This is a genomic window from Microcystis aeruginosa FD4, from assembly GCF_009792235.1.
Lineage (GTDB): Bacteria > Cyanobacteriota > Cyanobacteriia > Cyanobacteriales > Microcystaceae > Microcystis > Microcystis viridis.
In genome coordinates this window covers 146,832-165,425 of sequence record NZ_CP046973.1, presented here as the reverse complement: position 1 = coordinate 165,425, position 18,594 = coordinate 146,832, and the positions used below count along the sequence as shown (strand labels likewise).

Genomic DNA, 18,594 nt, shown 5'->3' with positions numbered 1-18,594 from the left:
GGATTTGATATCAGAAAGGTAAACGGGGCATTTTTTTCAATACTGACTCAATTTGGTTGATTAAATCCAGCAGACGATTGCCATCCACATGAACCTCGCTGGTGGGATAATTAGCGAGGACTTCGATGATTTGAATCTCATTATCATTAATGGCAGAAGTGACTAGGGAACCCCGTAAAGCTTGCCGACTAGCAGCCCGATTGGGGGTGTGGACAATTTCGGCGGCATAATCTAGCAAACTTTCGCCAAAAAAACTATTAAGAAATTTGGAAAGAAAGACGGCATCCACCGCTACCCGACGATTAAGGATTTTACGGAATTCTTCGGGTTTTTGGTTAGCCATCTTTAATTGTGCCGCTAAAGCGGGGGCTAATTCGCCTGTTTCGCTCAATTGCTTTAATTCTGATACCGATACAGACCCTTGGAAGATGTAGTATTTGATGATAGCTGATTCGGCGGCTGACAAAGATTGACAAACACCGAGAAAGATAGATATTCCTAGGGGAAGTAAAAGATTTTTGAACATAAACCAAAGGTGCAAAACAAGCGAAAAGCGGTCGGGATGATTGACTCATTCTAGCGGAATTGGTTGCCGCTTAGGAAAAACTTAAGACGGTGTTGATTATCTAGAGATGAATTTTTTAGTCACCCAACTGGAAGCGGAAAGCTGATAGCTTAAGGCTAATCATTAATTTACATTCGCGAGAGAGCAGCGATTTTCGCTAGTTTATCTTTTTCCAAACCGTTGAGATCTTCTAGCTTTAACCATCCTTCCTTTAATAGTTGAGCAAAGACAAAAATTAGGGAAGTATAGCGATAGTCATATTTACCATCAATCTGATGTCGTCGGGCGCTTAGATAATCGTGCATTTGCCAGATATCATCTAAAACCGTGATCTGACCAGACTGTTCTTTAATATGTTCTATTAAAGTGCTAGTTTCTCGCTGATAGGCTTTTTGGAAAGCAGTTTGAGCAATTTCTTGTTCGGTATCTGACCAAATTATTTCACTCATAGGCATGATTTTAGTTTTAGGGATGATAATTTTGGGTTTTTGAACTACCTCGACTCTTTTCGCCGACATCTGTTAAGAATGATTGTTTAGTTATTCTTACCTAGATCGGAGAAGAAACCAGTGTATTTACCAATTTTTTTAAGTCAGCCTTTTAATTGTAGAAAAAAAAGAGTTCACTTGACAAGGAACTCTAATAAATTTCATCAGAATTTTTAATGATTTCTCTCAGTAGCTATTTAGCCACGGGCAAAGTTTAATAATTCTTTCGGAGAAGCTAATAAGTCGATCGCTACGAAGAAAATTTTATTATCAGGAGTTAGGAGGAAGCGCCACGCCATATTCATGCCCACACCTGCACCAAACCAGGGGGTTTGTACTTTCCCCGTCACTTTAATCTGAGTAAAACCGTCATCGGCGGGTTCCACCACACCGCGTTCGGGGATTAATTTCAAATTTTGGCATTCTTCCCGGAAAAAGCGATATACTGCCTCTTTACCGACGATGGGACGTTGGAAAGGTGGTTGCAGAGCGCCGTCAGGGGTGAATAATTCAATTAATACATCAAAGTCGTTAGCGTTGAGGTTGTCCATGTAGTTGAGGACGGTGGCATTGGTAACGCCTTCAATGCTAACTTTTGTCCGTTCGGCAATATTTTGGGGGGGAACCACGGGTTCGGAAATACGGTTATAATCGCCCAGTTTCTTGGGATCGTAGCCCATATCCACCACACAATTCCGCAGAACGGTGATTTGTTGTCCCGACTCTAATTTTTTAATCCCGTCTAAAACGGCGCTAGCATTAGCAGATAGTTCATAACCCTTGGGAATTGGGGCAACACTGCCATCTTCCATCCATTGTCCTAATTGATACCAGAATCCCAGTTTGATATTAGCAGACCAAGTGCTGTAGGTGCGACAAATCGGGGTGTCAGCATGGTTCGCTAAGTCGCACATCACCTGCGACTGTTGCAAAGGTGACATCTGCCGAATTTCATTCATGGTGTTTTCGGCAAATACCATACTAGCAGCGCCGGGGGCGGCAACGGTGATGGTTTTGCCCATTTCTAGGTAGGCAAACCAAATCAAGGCTAGTTGATCTTCGGTATTCAGCTGATTGAAACGCGCAATCGTGGCGGGAACCACATCCGCTGATAGCGTGTTGGGGAAAATGCTCCGCGCTGATTCGATCGTAAACGGCATAGATTCACCTTGAAGTAAAGTTTTGTATCAATTTACTGGCATTCTATCATATTGGCGACCCAAGGCAGCACCGATGGAGAAACTTTCCCAAAAAAAGCTGTACTTTAGATCACACTTGCCCAGGATTATCACAAAATCTTAATGGTTGAACAACTGTTCCATCATTTATCTAGGGGTTTGCGGCAGCAGCGATCGCTGTTTGAGGATGATTTTTGCTGCTCTAACTCGTTTTCAACCCAGGAATACTCTTGATGCTCCCTAGTTTTTTCTAGGATTTCTCACCCCGTAGTAGGCCGTAAATTTGATCCGTATAGTCATAAAACTGAGATTGTCGTTTAATTTTATAATTACGATCTGCGGGTAAATTAATTGTTAATTCCCGTTCTATAGTCCCTGGTCTAGCACTCAAAACATAAATACGTTGAGCCAAAAAAAACCGCTTCATCCACATCCTGGGTAATCATTAAAATACTACACCTAATTTTTTGCCAAATTTCAATTAAATATTCGTGCATTCTTTCTTTGGTTTGTACATCTAAAGCGGCAAAAGGTTCGTCCATTAATAAAACTTTGGGATGACAAGCAAGAGAGCGGGCGATCGCAACCCGTTGTTTCATCCCACCCGATAGTTCTCTAGGGTAAGCATTAGCAAATTGGGTTAAACCGACAATATCCAGATAATAACAGGCCACTTCCCAGCGTTCTTTTGTCGATAATCCCTGTAGTTTTAAACCAAATTCAACATTTTTTTGGATCGTCATCCAGGGATAGAGTGTATAATTTTGAAAAACCATGCCGCGATCGGCTCCTGGCCCTATCACTTCAACACCATCAACGGTAATTTTGCCAGAAGTGGGCAGTTCTAAACCCGCAATCATTCGCAACAAAGTCGATTTTCCCGAACCAGAGGCCCCGACTGCACAGACAAATTCAGCACTGTCAACGTGTAAATTAATATCTTTCAGAGCGACCACAGTACCTCGTTTAGTGGTGAAAATTTTATTGAGTTGGGTAATTTCTAAGTGCATTAAGGTTCTTCTCTTATCATTAAAATAACTTTACTGGTGACATAATAAACTCTGTGCTTGAGTTTTTAGGTTAACGAGTAATTGACCATTTACAAGTCCACTGCAAAAACAAACGAAAACTTAAATCTAGAGCAAAGCCAATAATTCCCAGGACAATTAAACAGGCAAAAATTTCATCGGTTCTCAGAAATTTTTGAGCCAATAAAATGCGTTTGCCTAATCCATTATCGGCCGCCACCAATTCCGCTACCACTACCAAATTCCAAGCGGCCGCCATATTAACGCGAAAAGTATCAATAATATTAGGAATAATATAGGGAGTAATCACTTTAAATAAAACCTGTTTTCGAGTTCCTCCCAGGGTATAAGTTACTTCGATTAATTCCTGGGGAATAAACTTAACTGCATCCATAATCATCAGAGTATTAAAGAAAATTGTCCCGATAAAAATAAGCATGATCTTTGACGTTTCTCCAATACCCAAATAAATAACCAATAGGGGAATAAAAGCAGGAGCGGGCATATAACGGACAACGCCAATAATCGGTTCCATTAAACTACGAATACTCGGAAAAGTTCCCATTAAAATCCCCAGGGGAATAGCAAACAATCCTCCCAAAAAAAAGCCCCCAACTACTCGTAAAAAACTGGTAATAGTATCTTGAATTAAAAAGCCCTGTTCTGCTAATTTTCCTAGTGCTTGAATAACGGCTAAAGGAGAGGGCAAAAATACGGATTCAATGCAGCAATTCTCATTTTGAAACGATTTTGCGTTGTTTCAGCGACCTAGAGATTCGTTAAGAATTATTAACCCCTCTAGGTGCAAGGGTTTTAATGTCATGAAACCTTAAAATGAGAATTGCTGCGCGATTATCTTCACACTTGACAACGCTTGTCATTTTTGGTAGGCCACGGCGTGATTGCAAGCTCAACAACATTTTTTAGGAGGCATTTATTTGTGACATTAGTAAAACTAATCAAAAACTCCGTTAGGGGGGGTAATACTTATCAGTCTCTCCATCGCCAGTGGAGTACAAGCGGCCAGTATGACAATTCCGGTGACCGTTAACAGCAAAGCTGGTCCTTGGCTTTGGAATAATACGACTCTCAATACAGCTTATCAATATGGGGTGAGCGATCACATAGCTCCAAGTACAATCAATAGCAGTTCTGGGTTAGATTTTACCGCAGGGAATACTCTGACAATTAATTATTTCAATGGGAAAACCAATGCTTCTGGAGCTTCTCCTGAAGTAGATGCAAAAGGTTATTTCGGCTCTCCATCTACATACATCACAAATGACTTTGGAGGGACTAGCGGATTAGGGTTTCCCAGCAAATATATGACGGCTGATTGGGATACCTACCTAAATCAGCTAGTAGGTACGTTTGCTGATGCAACTGGAGCGATCATCTATGATGGTACTTTCAGGATGAGGCAGTTTCACTTCCCACAAAAAACTCGGCTCTCTTGGTTTGGTTAGATTAAATGTAGCCTAGCATATACTTTTCTGTTCGGTCATCCCGAGAGAATTAAGGATAAACTGATGTCTGATGCACAATTTGGAGATTTATTATCGGTTTCTTGCATTATGAGAGAGGACAAAAGCGAGAAAGTCTGACATTCTTAGGATAGGTAGCACGAAAATCGAGGCCATTTCTCACGATGCAAGCTCTGCTAGAAAAAGCTCAGATAGCGTTGAATAAAAAGGACTGGGAGACAGTAAACGCCAGCATACAGCGACTTTTAACCCAAAAAGATGCTATTGAACCGATTATTAACGATGAAATCCTCGATTTAGCCCTAGAAGCTTTACAAAAATGCGATTTTCAACAGCGATGGGAGATAGCGAAACTATTTCCTAAAATCGGTCAATCGGCGATCGCTCCTTTAATTGCCCTGTTGGAATCCGAGGAACAAGATGGGGAAATGCGCTGGTTTCTGGCGAGAATTCTCAGCCAATTTGACGATCGAGCCTGTATTCTCGCTCTCAGTCAACTATTGCAAAGGTCGGAGGAGGAGGAACTCAGCCAAATGGCTGCGGCCGCTTTAGCTAATATCGGCAGTTCTGCGATCTCTAGTTTAGGACAATTACTGTCCGACTCGAACACGCGTTTTTTAGCCGTACAAGCTTTATCACAAATTCGCCGGCCGGAAATTATCGAACCGCTTTTAACCGTAGTTAAGGATGAATCTAGCGCCATTCGGTCTATCGCGATCGAAGCTTTAAGCAGTTTTCACCATCCCCAGATTACTGCGATTATCCTCGATGCTTTACAGGATCCGGCCATAGATGTGCGACGGGAAGCAATTAAAGCTAGTAGTTACCTGGGGCCAAATTATCCCCAAGCAGATTTAGTTAACCATCTGCAACCTCTGTTATTCGATGTCCACCTCGAGATCTGTCAAGAAACGGCGATCGCTCTCGGTCGTATCGGCACAGTAACCTCAGCCAAAGCTTTAAATCCACTCCTGGAATCTTCCTTAACTCCCGATAGTTTAAAATTAACTGTAGTGCGAGCATTGGGCTGGATCGAGGATCAGGAAGCTTTAAATTACCTAGAAAAGGCTTTATATAGCGAAAATATCTTGATTTGTCGGGAAATTATCGCGATTCTCGGCTGGCAAACCTCCCAGAAATTACGCCGACAAGCAGGGGCAATTCTCGGTAATTTTTATCACTCCCGTCCGGCGATCCTCACTCATACGGGAGTTAAACAGTCTCTAGCGATCGCTTTAGGAGAATTAGATCGGGACAATAAAAGTATTTTGCTGACTTTAGCGGCCGATGGGGAGGCGATCGTCCGTCTCCATGCTCTCAGCGCCCTGAAAAAGCTAGATCATAGGACTATATAGGGTCTGCTGAAAAAGTTTCTCCTAGGGGCAGGGTATGGGGTCTAGGGTGTAGGGTGTAGGGTGTAGGGTTTTACCCATTTTCATCTCGTAAGTAGTTAGACAAAATTAATTACATAATTTTCTCCAAATTCTTTCAGAATTTTTTCCACAGATTCAACAAAAGTTTCCCAGCTAGAGTAGGCATCTATCCCAAGCCATTCATACTTAATAAATCGCCCCAAAATTTCAATCAAATTCAACTGAGGCGAATAAGATGGCAATACAAAGATAGTAATCTGACGTTCTTGCCATTCTTCAAGTTTGTCAAGAATAGCATCGCTGACAGGAATAGATGACTGATCAACAACAATCACTGTTGGCTTGTCTACTGAGGGGAAAAACGTATCAATACAAGCGATAACTACATCAGAATTAATGCTTTGCTCAGAAACATAGGTTTCAAGATGATTCTTTCGATTCATGATTCCCAAAACATTTAATCGGCGACTGTGACGGCTAAGAATAGTCAAGTATTCTCCGATATTTTGCCAACCATAAGGGAGAGAAGGGACGAGACTAAATCCCACTTCATCTAAGTAATATAGGTTAATTTTTCCTGCGTTTTCTAGTTGCTTAAATTCTTCAAGCTGTGCCTTTTTTTGTTGATATTCATCAGGTTCTGGTTTTCCGCCTACTGCTTTACGCATACGATGCCAACTCATTTTCAGGGTTTTAAGAACTCTTTGAAGGGTTTTTTTACTACTTTTAATTCCCCATTCATCTTCCACTTTTCCCAACACCTGTTTTAATTGCCTTGGTTCTTGTTCTGTCCATTCTTTAATCTTGGCCTTCTGTTCAGAATTAAAGGTTGGTTTACGACCTCTTCCTGGTTTATTATACAATCCTACCAGACCCTCTGATTCCCATCTCTCAAACCAATTGTAAATTGTTTTACGGCTTACTTGAAAAATCTGCATGAGATTTTCTACTTTTGTGCCTTGATTTGCTAAGATTAGACAAGGCGCTCTTTGACGCACCTGCAATTTTTTACTTTGGCAATAAATTCGTTTCAGTAATTTAGCGGAAAGAGGATTTATTTCTCTGAAAAATATCATAAGTAATCGAAATTAATTCACCGCCTCTCTAGCTTACTATATTATTGCTTATTTGTGTAATTAATTTTGTCTTATTACTTAACTCTCGTGCTTCTGTGAAACATCCGCCTTCTTCTCTGCTTACCTCTGACATTTCTGTTCTTGCTCTCCTAAACTCTCGTGCTTCGTTGATTTTTGATCAGGATACCATCTTTTTAAAAGAGCCGCACCCAATGCAATTCGCCCCTACAATAATATTATTGCGCCAATGGTAGGGGCGCACCGCGTGCGCCCATAATGTAACTTCGCCAGTCTAAATATTCCGTTATCAGTTAAAAAAGGGGATAGCAACAGTCAGCTATTTTACGGTTTACTAACCGCCGATTCTAACATAGTAATTGTTCCCCGATTAGCATCAAATTCTACCTCAATACCAATAGCAATAGTCTCGATAATCTCCAAATGTCCGATCATTAAACCTAAACAAGCGGGAATTTTTAAAGGTTGAATATATTCTCGGATTACTTCTTCTAAAGTCAGGGAACCATAGTCACTATCGGCACTACAATTGCTACATTGACCGAAGATAAACCCAGCTAAATTATCGAAAATTCCCGCTAATTTTAATTGATTTAACAGGCGGTCAATTTCATAAACATCTTCACCAATATCTTCTAAAAATAGGATAGCACTGGTAAAATCTGGTAGATAGGGAGAACCTGCGATCGAGGCTAAAGTGGTTAAATTCCCACCGATTAATTTACCTTTTGCTTGACCTTTAGTAATAGTTTGAATCCGATTTTTTACCTGCATTAAACGATTAGCATCATCGGGATCGGGAATATTTCTAAAAGTCAACTTTTCCCCAGAAAATAAAACCCGTCGAAAGCTTTCAGTTTGAGCAGTGCGCCAACTAGAAAAGCCATTGGGAGCATGGAAAGTAACTAAACCAGTTTTGGCATAAATAGCCAATAATAAAGAGGTTATATCACTAAAACCACAGATGATTTTCGGATTACGGCGAATTAAATCGTAGTCAAGATAAGGTAATAAACGAGCGCTGCCCCAACCGCCGCGAATTGGTAAAATTAAGGCAATATTATCATCGGCAAAAAATTGATTTATATCTGACGCTCGCTCCCTATCTTTACCGGCTAAATAACCATAACGATCTAAAGCGTATTTACCAACTTTTGGGACTAATTTTAGGGCTTTAACTGCTTCGATAACTATATTTAAATCATCTTCTTTAAAAGTTGCCCCCGCTGGACTAATAATACCCACTCCGTCCCCCGGTTGTAGATGTGGCGGTTTAATTAGAGGAAAATTATTACTAACAACTTTTCTAGGAATTAGGGAAAAACTAACAGCAGTTATGGCAGTAGTAGTGAGAAATTGACGGCGCTTCATCCTGATAGTTTTTAGAAAAATTGCAAGGGAAAGAGGACAATTAATGCCCAAAAATGATATTTTTGTTTTCCTTCTAATGGGTTTAGTCGATTTTCTATTCCCTCGACTTTTCCCGTTAACACCGCTTGGCCTACCTTGAAATCCCTCACATCTTTTTGTAAAGAATCGATTTTTCCCTCAATCCCCATCAAGATAGTTTCTAGGGAATAAGTAACCGTTTCCTGAGATTGATTCATTTGTTCAAGACCTTTTAGTTAATTGTTGCCCTAGAAAAGCAATTATGCCTCCGATTTTGCCATATCGCGAATGATATCGCCGCGGGTGATAATACCGATCACTTTGTGGGTTTCTTCCTCAATCACCGGTAAACGACGCACATGACGATCATACATTAACGAGGCCGCTTCTTTCAAAGGGCGATCGGCTGTGATACTAATAGGTTTATCGGTCATTACTTCCCCCACGGTTTGACCGAGAGCTTTATGGAGTAATTTCTCGTGACGGCTAGGATTTTGTAGATAGATGACGCTATCGAGGAGCATAATGTAAGGAGGAGCTTCTACTCCCGTTTCCTGCCACATAAGGTCAGTTTCGGAGATCACCCCAATCAGTCGTATATTGTCATCCACCACGGGTAAACCACTAAACCGCTTTTCGGCCAAAATCTTCACTGCTTCAGACAGAGAAGTGTTAGCAGTGACGGTGATGGGATTGGGAGTCATGATATCGGCAACTGTTTTTGTCATCTTAGCGACCTGCGACAATAATGCTTTCTCTCTCTATCTTATCATTAGGGTAATCAGTCACCGCTTAATTATGACTATTCTTCAATCTTCGGCTGAGAAAATGGTATAACATAAAAAGGAAATGGGATATTAATTTAGTTAGTTGACAAGGAAAAAGAAAAATGATCGCTCAACCTCAATACCCAGAAAGAATGACCCCGGAAGAGTATCTAGAATGGGAAGCTACACAGGAATGTCGCCATGAATACATTGATGGGGAAATTATCGCCATGACTGGGGGTAGTCTGCCTCATAATGATATTACCTTGAATTTTTACACTGCTTTAAGACTTCATCTCCGTCCGCGAGGCTGTCGAGTGAATGTATCTGATGCGAAAGTACAAGCTAATAATAGTCGTTATTTTTATCCCGATTTGGTGATTAGTTGCGATTTTAGGGATAGAGAATCTCGTAATTTTATTCAACATCCACAAGTGATTATTGAAGTGCTTTCCCCCAGCACAGGAAACTATGATCGCACCAAAAAGTTACAATACTATCGTCAGATTCCTAGTTTACAAGAATACGTTTTAGTCGCTCCCGAATCGATCAGTGTTGAGGTTTATCGTCGCGGTGAAGATAAAATTTGGTTTTACTGCGCTTATAGTCAAGGGGAAGAAATTATTCTATCTAGTCTCGATTTTCACTGTGCGATCGAGTTAATCTATGAAGGGATAAGTTTCGATTAAAGAAAGTTTACAAAAAGGTCAAATATTCCTAGACTTAAAATAAATACGTCCCGATTGTTTCGATAAATTCTATGTTACCGCCCCTATTAGTTCTTGATCCCTTGTTAGAAAACTGGTTACGAGAAGATCTCGGTAGAGGCGATCGCACCACCCAAGCAATTTTCTTCGGTCATGCTAAAATCGGTCAAGCTAGTTGGATTGCCAAGGAAGCGGGAGTTATTGCCGGTTTACCCGTAGCTGAACGAGTTTTTCAACTGCTTAACCCCACTATTCACTTTACCCCCACCGTTGCCGAGGGGGAATTCTGCTCCAAGTCTAAAGTTATTGCTGAGATAGAAGGTTCCCTCGATGCGTTGTTGATTGGGGAAAGAGTCGCTTTAAATCTTGCTATGCGCTTGAGTGGGATTGCTAGTGCCACTCGTCAGTATGTGGAGAAAATTGCCGATTTATCGACAAGACTCGTGGATACTCGCAAAACTACCCCCGGATTGCGAATTTTAGAAAAATATGCCTCCGGTATCGGTGGCGCTATTAACCATCGTTTGGGGTTAGATGATGCAATTATGATTAAAGATAATCATATTCAAGCAGCAGGCAGCATTGAAGAAGCAGTGCTTCGTGTACGGCAAAATATGCCCTATCCTCTCACAATTGAGGTAGAAACCAGCCAATTAGAAGAAGTGAATCAGGCCCTGCAGCAGCAGGTAGAGATCATTATGTTAGATAATATGGATTTAGAGATGATGCAAACTGCTGTGGAGATGATCCGCAATTTTAATAGTAAAACCAAAATAGAAGCATCGGGAAATATTACCCTTGATCGCATTCGCAACGTGGCCGAAACAGGAGTAGATTATATTTCCACTAGCGCCCCAATTACCCGTTCTACTTGGTTAGATATTAGTATGAGAATTGATTAAAAGGCTATATCAGTTATCAGTTATCAGTTATCAGTTATCAGTTATCAGTGAACTTAAAACGGTTCTTCGGTTTGTGTTATGCAATAGACGGGGGTTATAAGGGATGAAACCCTTATAGAGAGATGTCTTAGGCAATTTTTGTCAATTGTTTTTGATCTAGAACGAACTAATCAATTAAGTCTCTTGCCAAATTAAGGATTTGGTTGATTTATGCCCCCCGATCAAACCATATCAAGTAACAAAGAACCCTTAAAACTCAAATCTGATCAGTGATCACTGACTCCTATCTATTCTAACCTCGATCGCATCGCCAATATTTAGGTGTAATTGCTTTTGGGCGCTCCCACTATTGACGGCAATTTCTAACCCCCCGTGACTACCGATAAAAGCGACTATTTCCCCCGAAGGAACATCACTATAGGTGTTTTTTGCGGGGATAATTTTTGGCCCCAACTGCACTGACCAATTTTTTCCCTCTAGGAGATAATCGGGAATATTGCTGATTAAATTGCCAAAAATGTCAATATATTGAATTTGACCCCTGATTTTATCTTCCTCGATCTGCGGAACAGCGATCGCTAATTGTTGCAAGCTATCGGGATCAATAATCTCACCTAACATTTCTAGGGGTACTCCCCGGGACAAATAAGCGGCCACAGCAGCAAAAATATCACGACCGTGAAAAGTAGTGCTAGGGTTAGGGGTGCGCCAATAGGAAGAATTATTGAGATTAACGGCAGATATAGCGGGAGATTGACTTAAAATGCCACTAAATAAACCATTATCTGGCCCGACTAAATAACCACCGGCAAAACGAATCCCTACCCCACGTCTTTTGCTTCCTACCCCTGGATCTATAACTGCCAGATGAATAGTGCCTTGGGGAAAATATTGATAGGCATTCAGGAGGATAAAACGACCAGCGTAAAGGTCTTGGGGCGAAATTTGATGATTCAGATCGATCGTGCGAGCATGGGGGGCAATTCCCGCGATTACTCCCTTGATCATGCCCACATAACCGTCCCGTAGTCCAAAATCGCTAGTAAGGGTTATTATTGCCTGTTCCGTCATCGACTTGTCACTATGGTTGCCAACAGCTTTAATAAATCTTAACGCTAAATTCAGTAGCTAAAGATACAGTTTACCAAGGAGAATGTTATGATTTAGATATAAGGTAAGTTAAGTCGCTCAAAAGTCTGTCCATCATGAACAAAAATCGTCAGCAAGTCCTAACACAAGCCGCCGTCGCTCATAGGGAAACACTCCGCAGAAATTTACAACACCGACTGGAAGTAGCTAGAGCGCAGGGAAATGAAGCTTTAGTGCGTCAATTAGAAGCAGAGGCGGCCTATTTGCACCTTCGTTAGATTTAATCGGTGTTTAGTCATAGTCTAGTTGTCGGTTTCTAGTGATCGGTATGCCGATCACTTTTTTTTGGGCGAATTTTTTTTTAATTGCTGATATCTCCACTGGCAATCCCTAAAATAGAAAGAACAGCAGTGTAGAGATCAAATAATTATGGCTTTTTTTCGGCAATATATCGCCCCGCTCCTGACTATCTTCGTGTTTTTAGTTGCTCTGGTTGCCACCGGCATCCGGATTTTTTTACCGGCAGATTTAGCGGCACCCGCTCCGATTGAGCCATCCCTAGGCATGATTTTCTCTTATCCTTGGCATGGTTAACCTTCCCGAAGATTATCAGCTGCGACTGGGAAAAATGGGCGATCGCTATCTACTCATTAATTTTCTCACCCGCACCTATGAAGAATTTTTTCCCGAACAAAAAAACCTCTCCCATCTAGCTGATACAGTCAGACAGTTTTTTTGCCTCGATACTCCCCTGTGGATCGTCGAAGCACAACAAACGGCGATCGCTTGTCTCTGGATGGGGAGTGCCGTCGATCAGGTGACAGGCGATCGCTATGGTCATATTTTCCTAATTTACGTCGCTCCCCAGCATCGTCGCCAAGGTATCGCCAGCGCACTAATCGATCGAGCTAAGGATTGGGCAAAAAGTCGCGGACAAACCCGCATCGGTTTACAAGTCTTCATCAATAACGACAATGCTCTCAATCTCTACCAAAATCTCGGCTTTCAAACTCGCTCTTTGCTGATGTGGAAAAATATTTAGAAACTGTCAGGAGATAGGGTGATAGGGTTTTGGGGTGATAGGGTTTTGGGGTGATAGGGTTTTGGGGTGATAGGGATTTAGGGGTTTAGGGAAATTTCATCCAAATGCTCCACTTCCCCCCGCAACGCGCACGAAGTGGTCCCCCCACTTCCCCACTTCCCCACTTCCCCACTTCCCCACACCCCACACCCCACACCCCACACCCCACACCCCACACCCCACACCCCACACCCCACACCCAGGAAAAACTTTTTGCCGCAAACCCTCATTATTCTCGAGCGAGCGACAAAGGTTAAAATTTAGGAAACACTGGAATAGACTAGCAGTCAACGTGGGTAAAAACACCCTATTTTATTAACCTACACTAATCGCGCTTTAGGAGTCAGCAGTTTTCATGGATTCCGTGATAACCCTCCAATGTCAAAACCTAACCTGTCTATCCCCGAACGCTCTCACTAATAGATTCTGTGAAAAATGCGGTACTCCTTTAGTTAAGTGCTATTTATGGATGATGGGTGATTGGGTGAGAACCTATTATCATGTTGGCGAGCTAATTGATAATCGTTATTTGGTCAAACAACCACAAATTGTTCTTGATACTAAACCCGCTCAAGCACCCCAAGCACCGGAAGAACCTCCTAGCTGGCTCTCCCTCTACCTAAAATTGTTACCCTTCCATCTCCACATACCCCAAGTCTATGGCTATATTCCCAGTCCCGATGAACGCTTGAATATGGACATCTGGCTGTTGGAATACGGCACTATTCCCCTCGATGAAACGGGAGAATTAATATATCCGGAACTATTGCCCACTCTGGCCGAGGTTTGGTCGCAAGCTTCCGATTTAAGGCAAATTCACTGGTTATGGCAAATGGCCAAACTCTGGCATCCCCTCCAGAAAAAAGCTGTGGTCTCTAGTCTGCTCAACCCTTCTCTGACGAGAGTGAATAATCAGCTGCTGCAATTGCTAGAATTAAGCAAAGACGAGGCTACCGCTCCCAATTTACAAGATTTAGGGGCCTTGTGGTCTGGTCTGATCCCGACGGCAGCCGCTAATCTTCAAGATTTTCTCGCATCCCTAACCCAAGAGCTAGAATCCGGTGATCTCGATCGCCCAGAGTCCCTGATCACTATCCTCGATTATGCACTACAGCACTACGGTGGAGGTCAAGAACGCACCTATGAGATTTTTACCTGCACCGATACCGGTCCGCTGCGGGAACACAACGAGGATGCCTGTTATCCCCCGGCTAATCAGGCCATAACCCTCGCGCATGGTCAGAATCCCCTGGTGATTGTCTGTGATGGCATCGGCGGTCAGGAAGGGGGCGAAATCGCTGCTCAATTGGCGATCAAAACCCTCTCTAGGGAAATTAATCATAGTCCCACGAATGATATTGAAGTCTATCCCGATAGTCACAGTCTTGTCCTCGAACAGGCGATTCGTGTCACCAATGATCTGATCAGTCAACGCAATGATCAGGAGTCAAGACAAGATCGTCAGCGCATGGGTACTACTCTCGTCATGGCTTTTGCCCACGCTCAGGAAATGTACGCAGCCCATGTGGGGGATTCCCGCATCTATTGGATTACTGCCCACAGTTGTCATCAAGTGACGGTGGATGACGATCTCGCTTCCAGGGAAGTGAAATTAGGCTATCTCCTCTATCGTGATGCGATACAGTATCCCAACGCGGGGGCCTTGGTGCAAGCTTTGGGCATGAGTAGCGCCACTAATCTCCATCCCACTGTTCAGAGGTTGATTGTTGATCAAGATTGTGTTTTTCTCCTCTGTTCCGATGGTTTAAGTGATTATGATCGGGTGGAACAATACTGGGACAGTGAAATTGTGCCTCTTTTGCGAGGAGAGAAAACCGTGACAGCCGTGGGGGAAAGTTTATTACAACTAGCTAACCAGAAAAACGGTCACGATAACTCCACCATCGCCCTAGTTTATTGTCGGGTAGTTCCTAGGGCTGAACCTGTCACGCCTTTAGTTTATGCTGAGGTCAAAGAACGGATTATTCTCGATTTTAATGACCAAGATTTTGATAACAGCGAAGAAACCTACTCCGAAGAAGAAGTGGTGACGGCAATACCCACTCCCCCCCCTGCATCTTCTTCTGTTTCTAGTCGTGCTTCTTCCCCTGAGCGCACTACAGTTTCATCCCTAGTCGTGGTAGCGATCGCTGTCGGTTTCCTCAGTTTGCTTGCCGCGATCGCTTGGCAATTCCTAAGTCGTCATCCCGCTCCCAATCCATCGATTTCTCCCGCACCTGTCACAGATCCCACTCCAGTGACGACACCCTCCGCACCTGTCACCAGTCCCACTCCCCCCAATGCTTCCCCTAACTAGGGTTGGCTGAAAAAGTTGTTCGTGGAGGCAGGGTGTGGGCTTCGGCCGTGAGCTTTTGCCGAACGGGTGTGGGGTGTGGGGTGTGGGGTTTTGGCTGAAGATTAATCGGCTTGTCGGGGGTTGCCAGAGCAAGTTAAGATAAAATGCCCGATTAACTGCCGAGTCTATCATATATGGTTGATGCTGCGACCTTCTCCTCCGACACCTCCGCGATCATTGATGCCTTTGAAACGCCTCTAGAGTTTAACTTTCAACTGCCGGATCCCGAAGATGAAACCATCCAAGATCATGATTTTCAGCAGCAACTGGATTCTTTTTGGCAAGTCTGCGATCGCTTTGATTTGCAAACGGAAATCTGGCGGGGGCGAATTTTGCGAGCTATTCGCGACCGGGAGAAGCAAGGCGGTGATAGTCGCGGTACAGGCTTTTTAAACTGGTTAAAACAGCGAGAAATCACTAAAAGTCAAGCTTATGCTCTGATTCAATTGGCTAATAGTGCCGATACTCTCCTCGCAGAAGGACAACTGGCTCCCGATAGTATCAATAATTTTAGTAAACGCGCCTTCGTGGAAACGGCCAAATCTGCCCCCGAAATTCAAAAATTAGTCAGTGATGCGGCCCGACAAGGGGAGAGAATTACCCGTCGGGAGGTGAAGCAATTGGCCGATGAATGGACGGCGATGAGTTCAGAATTACTACCCGATGAAGTGAAGGAAAAAGCCAGCGACGGCAGTTTACCGGCGCGTCATCTCGCCCCCTTAGTGAAAGAATTAGAAAAGTTACCCGATACTCATATCGACACTCTCCGTCAAGAAATCGCCGCTAATCCCGATGTGGAGACGGTAAAATTAATCACCTCGGAAGCACGCAGTTTAGCCAAATATCTCGACGCGGCGGCCCAAGTACAAACTCTCCGACGAGGTAATTTAGATATTGAAATGGCTCTAGAAGAAGCTTTGCGCGTCGATTGTCTAAACACGGCAGCGGATCTGGTTAAACAAGCCACACAATTAGAGCAAGCCGTAGCTAAACTTTATACTACTTGGAAACGTTTAGGTAGTTTGTCCGATCGCCTCTATGTGGATACGGGAGCAAGTAATCCCCATCTGCGATCGATGTTAACCTGTTTGGAAAGTTTAACCAGTGAAGTGATCGAAGTGGAACTGGATGAAGCTGGGCAAAAAATGGTACGTTTACGCATTATCAGCGATGGGGGAAGTTAGATGCTTTGTTGGGGGTTGGGTGTTAGGGTGTTAGGGTGTTAGGGTTTTAGGGTTTTAGGGTGTTAGGGTGTTAGGGTTTTAGGGTGTTAGGGTTTTAGGGTTTTAGGGTTTTAGCTGAAATTCCCCATTTCCCCATTCCCCCACTTCCCCACTTCCCCACTTCCCCATTTCCCCATTTCCCCATTCCCCCATTCCCCCACTTCCCCACCTCCCCATTCCCCCATTCCCCTAACGGCTTGCTGCTATAATCTCTGAATATCCTCAACTTTTATGAAAACTTATTAACAGATACTTGACTTTATGCTAAAAATCAAGGAAAAAAAACCAATAATTAGCATCAGTTCCATAACTGCGGCGATCTTGCTCAGTTTAACCCTAATTCCTGCCGCTATGGCCAAGGATATCCTTCTGAGAGTGGGCATTGTCCAACGTTTTGGTGATGAAGCCAAGGAAAAATTAACCCTGGGCAGTACCAGTGGTGATCATCTCACCCTCCGCATGGTGGGAGAAGATGGCCAATCCCAAACCCTGCAAACCAATCGCCTACAATTAGAAGTTATTCCCCGTCCCCTCGCTTCTCCCATCCTCCAAGAAAAAGTGATTTTGAGCGACCATGCCACCTTTGAAACCGCCGAAAATAGCGCCAAAAATTGGGCAAAAATGGGCATTAAAGTGGAAATTACCCAACCCGGACGCTGGCAGGTCTGGGCAAAGCGAGAAGTTTATGAAAATCCCCTAGTGCGACGTTGGTTGCTGACCAGTTTGCAAGCCAAAGGCCACAATCAACCCTATATTAATAGTGTTTTACTCAAAGAAAAGCCGCAAGTTTCTTTCCTGATCAACGGGGTGCGCTATTTTCCCAAAGAATTAGAAATCGAGAGCCAAAAAAACCTGATTCAAGTCACCCATAGCCCCGATCAGGTACGTTTGTACGGGGGAACCATGCGCCTACAGCCCAACGCCTACGGCACTTTTACCCTAGTTAATAACGTTCCCCTCGAAACCTACCTGCGCGGGGTTGTACCCCACGAAATCGGTCATGATGCCCCGGAAAGTGCCACCCGGGCGCAAACTATTATCGCCCGTACCTACGCCCTCCGCAATCTCCGCCGTTTTCAAGCCGATAATTACGAACTCTGTGCCGATACCCATTGTCAAGTTTATTATGGATTGACGGGAACTAATCCCCGGGCTGATCAAGCGATCGCATCCACGCGAGGCCTAGTTTTAACCTACCAAAATGAGTTAGTGGATGCCCTTTATTCCTCCACCACCGGAGGAATAACTGCCCTCTTTAGTGATGTTTGGGATGGGGAAGAAAGGCCTTATCTCCGGGCAGTGGTGGACTCCCCTAATCGAGTCTGGGATCTCTCGAAACAATCTCTCGCTAATGAGACAACTTTTCGCCAGTTTATTAATCTTAAAGATGGTTTTAATGAGACGGGGCGAAGGATTTTTCGCTGGCAAAAACAAGCTTCTTTAGCTGATTTGAGTCAAGACCTAGAAACCTATCTAAAACGCAGAAAACATCCCCTTGCCCACTTTCAGAAAATCCAATGGATAGAAGTGACTAAGCGCTCTCCTTCCGGTCGGATTCTGACTATGACCATTCAAACCGATAAGGGGATTTTGGAACTCCATAAAAATGAGGTGCGTAGTGCCTTAGGACCGCCTCGCAGTACCCTATTCTACATCGATCCTATCTACGATACCAATCGACAGATCCAGGGTTATAACTTTATTGGTGGCGGTTTTGGCCACGGGGTAGGATTAAGTCAATTTGGTTCCTATAATTTAGCCCGTTTGGGTTGGTCTCCCGAACAAATTCTCGCTTTCTATTATCCCGGCACCACCATCCAACCTCTCAATAATTCGATTGTCTTTTGGCGAGGAAATTAAGCAGTTATCA

Annotated in this window: 19 protein-coding genes and 2 pseudogenes; 10 read left to right on the top strand and 11 right to left on the bottom strand. The window is 43.4% G+C overall.

Features of this window, described 5'->3' with window-relative positions; genetic code table 11:
* Window positions 1–10: 10 nt before the first annotated feature.
* The 5 genes and pseudogenes from GQR42_RS00810 to GQR42_RS00790 all read right to left on the bottom strand — a co-directional run.
* Window positions 11–526 (bottom strand): alpha/beta hydrolase, encoded by a 516-nt coding sequence (locus GQR42_RS00810; RefSeq protein ID WP_072926031.1) that lies wholly within the window; start codon window positions 524–526, stop codon window positions 11–13.
* A gap of 167 nt (window positions 527–693) precedes the next feature.
* Window positions 694–1,083 carry a hypothetical protein gene (locus GQR42_RS00805; RefSeq protein WP_004158794.1) on the bottom strand — a complete coding sequence of 130 codons (390 nt, stop codon included), beginning with the start codon at window positions 1,081–1,083 and terminating at the stop codon, window positions 694–696.
* A 167-nt stretch (window positions 1,084–1,250) separates the two neighbouring features.
* A complete protein-coding gene (locus GQR42_RS00800; RefSeq protein ID WP_158198533.1) occupies window positions 1,251–2,213 on the bottom strand; it encodes an orange carotenoid-binding protein in 963 nt (320 codons plus the stop codon).
* Between the two features lie 268 nt (window positions 2,214–2,481).
* Window positions 2,482–3,241, bottom strand: a pseudogene (locus tag GQR42_RS00795) (ABC transporter ATP-binding protein).
* A gap of 70 nt (window positions 3,242–3,311) precedes the next feature.
* Window positions 3,312–3,983: pseudogene (locus tag GQR42_RS00790) on the bottom strand (ABC transporter permease); the annotation flags it as partial.
* Window positions 3,984–4,287: 304 nt separating this feature from the next.
* Between GQR42_RS00790 and GQR42_RS00785 the strand changes: the two are divergent.
* On the top strand, window positions 4,288–4,725 hold the full coding sequence (locus GQR42_RS00785) for a hypothetical protein (protein WP_158198532.1): 438 nt from the start codon (window positions 4,288–4,290) through the stop codon (window positions 4,723–4,725).
* A gap of 182 nt (window positions 4,726–4,907) precedes the next feature.
* Complete coding sequence (locus GQR42_RS00780) at window positions 4,908–6,098, top strand: HEAT repeat domain-containing protein (RefSeq protein WP_158198531.1); 1,191 nt, start codon at window positions 4,908–4,910, stop codon at window positions 6,096–6,098.
* 95 nt (window positions 6,099–6,193) lie between these two features.
* Here GQR42_RS00780 and GQR42_RS00775 read toward each other — a convergent pair whose 3' ends face one another.
* The 4 genes from GQR42_RS00775 to GQR42_RS00760 all read right to left on the bottom strand — a co-directional run bounded on the left by GQR42_RS00775 (window position 6,194) and on the right by GQR42_RS00760 (window position 9,327).
* A complete protein-coding gene (locus tag GQR42_RS00775) occupies window positions 6,194–7,192 on the bottom strand; it encodes an IS630 family transposase (protein ID WP_158198530.1) in 999 nt (332 codons plus the stop codon).
* 342 nt (window positions 7,193–7,534) lie between these two features.
* Window positions 7,535–8,581, bottom strand: a complete 1,047-nt coding sequence (locus GQR42_RS00770; RefSeq protein WP_158198529.1) for a S66 peptidase family protein — start codon at window positions 8,579–8,581, stop codon at window positions 7,535–7,537.
* An 11-nt stretch (window positions 8,582–8,592) separates the two neighbouring features.
* On the bottom strand, window positions 8,593–8,817 hold the full coding sequence (locus GQR42_RS00765) for a polyhydroxyalkanoate biosynthesis repressor PhaR (protein WP_158198528.1): 225 nt from the start codon (window positions 8,815–8,817) through the stop codon (window positions 8,593–8,595).
* A 42-nt stretch (window positions 8,818–8,859) separates the two neighbouring features.
* A complete protein-coding gene (locus tag GQR42_RS00760; RefSeq protein WP_002765452.1) occupies window positions 8,860–9,327 on the bottom strand; it encodes a CBS domain-containing protein in 468 nt (155 codons plus the stop codon).
* Between the two features lie 161 nt (window positions 9,328–9,488).
* On the opposite strand from GQR42_RS00760, the gene GQR42_RS00755 reads away from it, so the two are divergent.
* Complete coding sequence (locus GQR42_RS00755) at window positions 9,489–10,055, top strand: Uma2 family endonuclease (RefSeq protein WP_158198527.1); 567 nt, start codon at window positions 9,489–9,491, stop codon at window positions 10,053–10,055.
* Between the two features lie 71 nt (window positions 10,056–10,126).
* On the top strand, window positions 10,127–10,975 hold the full coding sequence (gene nadC / locus GQR42_RS00750; protein WP_158198526.1) for a carboxylating nicotinate-nucleotide diphosphorylase: 849 nt from the start codon (window positions 10,127–10,129) through the stop codon (window positions 10,973–10,975).
* Window positions 10,976–11,248: 273 nt separating this feature from the next.
* On the opposite strand, the gene GQR42_RS00745 is transcribed toward nadC, so the two are convergent.
* Window positions 11,249–12,046 carry an SAM hydrolase/SAM-dependent halogenase family protein gene (locus GQR42_RS00745; RefSeq protein ID WP_158198525.1) on the bottom strand — a complete coding sequence of 266 codons (798 nt, stop codon included), beginning with the start codon at window positions 12,044–12,046 and terminating at the stop codon, window positions 11,249–11,251.
* 134 nt (window positions 12,047–12,180) lie between these two features.
* On the opposite strand from GQR42_RS00745, the gene pirA reads away from it, so the two are divergent.
* From pirA to GQR42_RS00740, 3 genes are all read left to right on the top strand, one after another.
* Window positions 12,181–12,342, top strand: a complete 162-nt coding sequence (pirA, locus tag GQR42_RS27315; protein WP_002765458.1) for an arginine synthesis PII-interacting regulator PirA — start codon at window positions 12,181–12,183, stop codon at window positions 12,340–12,342.
* Between the two features lie 151 nt (window positions 12,343–12,493).
* Complete coding sequence (locus GQR42_RS27310; RefSeq protein ID WP_199273253.1) at window positions 12,494–12,658, top strand: hypothetical protein; 165 nt, start codon at window positions 12,494–12,496, stop codon at window positions 12,656–12,658.
* The gene (locus tag GQR42_RS00740) at window positions 12,651–13,106 is read left to right on the top strand and encodes a GNAT family N-acetyltransferase (RefSeq protein ID WP_158198524.1); all 456 of its coding nucleotides are present in this window, start codon (window positions 12,651–12,653) and stop codon (window positions 13,104–13,106) included. Before GQR42_RS27310 ends, GQR42_RS00740 begins: the two co-directional genes overlap by 8 nt.
* A gap of 96 nt (window positions 13,107–13,202) precedes the next feature.
* Here GQR42_RS00740 and GQR42_RS28150 read toward each other — a convergent pair whose 3' ends face one another.
* Complete coding sequence (locus tag GQR42_RS28150) at window positions 13,203–13,367, bottom strand: hypothetical protein (protein WP_233271207.1); 165 nt, start codon at window positions 13,365–13,367, stop codon at window positions 13,203–13,205.
* Between the two features lie 133 nt (window positions 13,368–13,500).
* On the opposite strand from GQR42_RS28150, the gene GQR42_RS00730 reads away from it, so the two are divergent.
* The 3 genes from GQR42_RS00730 (at window position 13,501) to GQR42_RS00720 (ending at window position 18,584) form a co-directional block, all read left to right on the top strand.
* On the top strand, window positions 13,501–15,462 hold the full coding sequence (locus GQR42_RS00730; RefSeq protein WP_158198522.1) for a PP2C family serine/threonine-protein phosphatase: 1,962 nt from the start codon (window positions 13,501–13,503) through the stop codon (window positions 15,460–15,462).
* Between the two features lie 173 nt (window positions 15,463–15,635).
* Window positions 15,636–16,685: a hypothetical protein gene (locus GQR42_RS00725; RefSeq protein ID WP_158198521.1), complete on the top strand. Its 1,050-nt coding sequence runs from the start codon at window positions 15,636–15,638 to the stop codon at window positions 16,683–16,685.
* A 300-nt stretch (window positions 16,686–16,985) separates the two neighbouring features.
* Window positions 16,986–18,584: a SpoIID/LytB domain-containing protein gene (locus tag GQR42_RS00720; RefSeq protein ID WP_158198520.1), complete on the top strand. Its 1,599-nt coding sequence runs from the start codon at window positions 16,986–16,988 to the stop codon at window positions 18,582–18,584.
* Window positions 18,585–18,594: the final 10 nt, after the last annotated feature.

Coding starts and splice junctions, on each gene's coding strand:
- GQR42_RS00810 (WP_072926031.1), bottom strand. CDS start 526: ATGTTCAAAAATCTTTTACTTCCCCTAGGAATATCTATCTTTCTCGGT.
- GQR42_RS00805 (WP_004158794.1), bottom strand. CDS start 1,083: ATGTCGGCGAAAAGAGTCGAGGTAGTTCAAAAACCCAAAATTATCATC.
- GQR42_RS00800 (WP_158198533.1), bottom strand. CDS start 2,213: ATGCCGTTTACGATCGAATCAGCGCGGAGCATTTTCCCCAACACGCTA.
- GQR42_RS00785 (WP_158198532.1), top strand. CDS start 4,288: ATGACAATTCCGGTGACCGTTAACAGCAAAGCTGGTCCTTGGCTTTGG.
- GQR42_RS00780 (WP_158198531.1), top strand. CDS start 4,908: ATGCAAGCTCTGCTAGAAAAAGCTCAGATAGCGTTGAATAAAAAGGAC.
- GQR42_RS00775 (WP_158198530.1), bottom strand. CDS start 7,192: ATGATATTTTTCAGAGAAATAAATCCTCTTTCCGCTAAATTACTGAAA.
- GQR42_RS00770 (WP_158198529.1), bottom strand. CDS start 8,581: ATGAAGCGCCGTCAATTTCTCACTACTACTGCCATAACTGCTGTTAGT.
- GQR42_RS00765 (WP_158198528.1), bottom strand. CDS start 8,817: ATGAATCAATCTCAGGAAACGGTTACTTATTCCCTAGAAACTATCTTG.
- GQR42_RS00760 (WP_002765452.1), bottom strand. CDS start 9,327: ATGACAAAAACAGTTGCCGATATCATGACTCCCAATCCCATCACCGTC.
- GQR42_RS00755 (WP_158198527.1), top strand. CDS start 9,489: ATGATCGCTCAACCTCAATACCCAGAAAGAATGACCCCGGAAGAGTAT.
- nadC (WP_158198526.1), top strand. CDS start 10,127: ATGTTACCGCCCCTATTAGTTCTTGATCCCTTGTTAGAAAACTGGTTA.
- GQR42_RS00745 (WP_158198525.1), bottom strand. CDS start 12,046: ATGACGGAACAGGCAATAATAACCCTTACTAGCGATTTTGGACTACGG.
- pirA (WP_002765458.1), top strand. CDS start 12,181: ATGAACAAAAATCGTCAGCAAGTCCTAACACAAGCCGCCGTCGCTCAT.
- GQR42_RS27310 (WP_199273253.1), top strand. CDS start 12,494: ATGGCTTTTTTTCGGCAATATATCGCCCCGCTCCTGACTATCTTCGTG.
- GQR42_RS00740 (WP_158198524.1), top strand. CDS start 12,651: ATGGTTAACCTTCCCGAAGATTATCAGCTGCGACTGGGAAAAATGGGC.
- GQR42_RS00730 (WP_158198522.1), top strand. CDS start 13,501: ATGGATTCCGTGATAACCCTCCAATGTCAAAACCTAACCTGTCTATCC.
- GQR42_RS00725 (WP_158198521.1), top strand. CDS start 15,636: ATGGTTGATGCTGCGACCTTCTCCTCCGACACCTCCGCGATCATTGAT.
- GQR42_RS00720 (WP_158198520.1), top strand. CDS start 16,986: ATGCTAAAAATCAAGGAAAAAAAACCAATAATTAGCATCAGTTCCATA.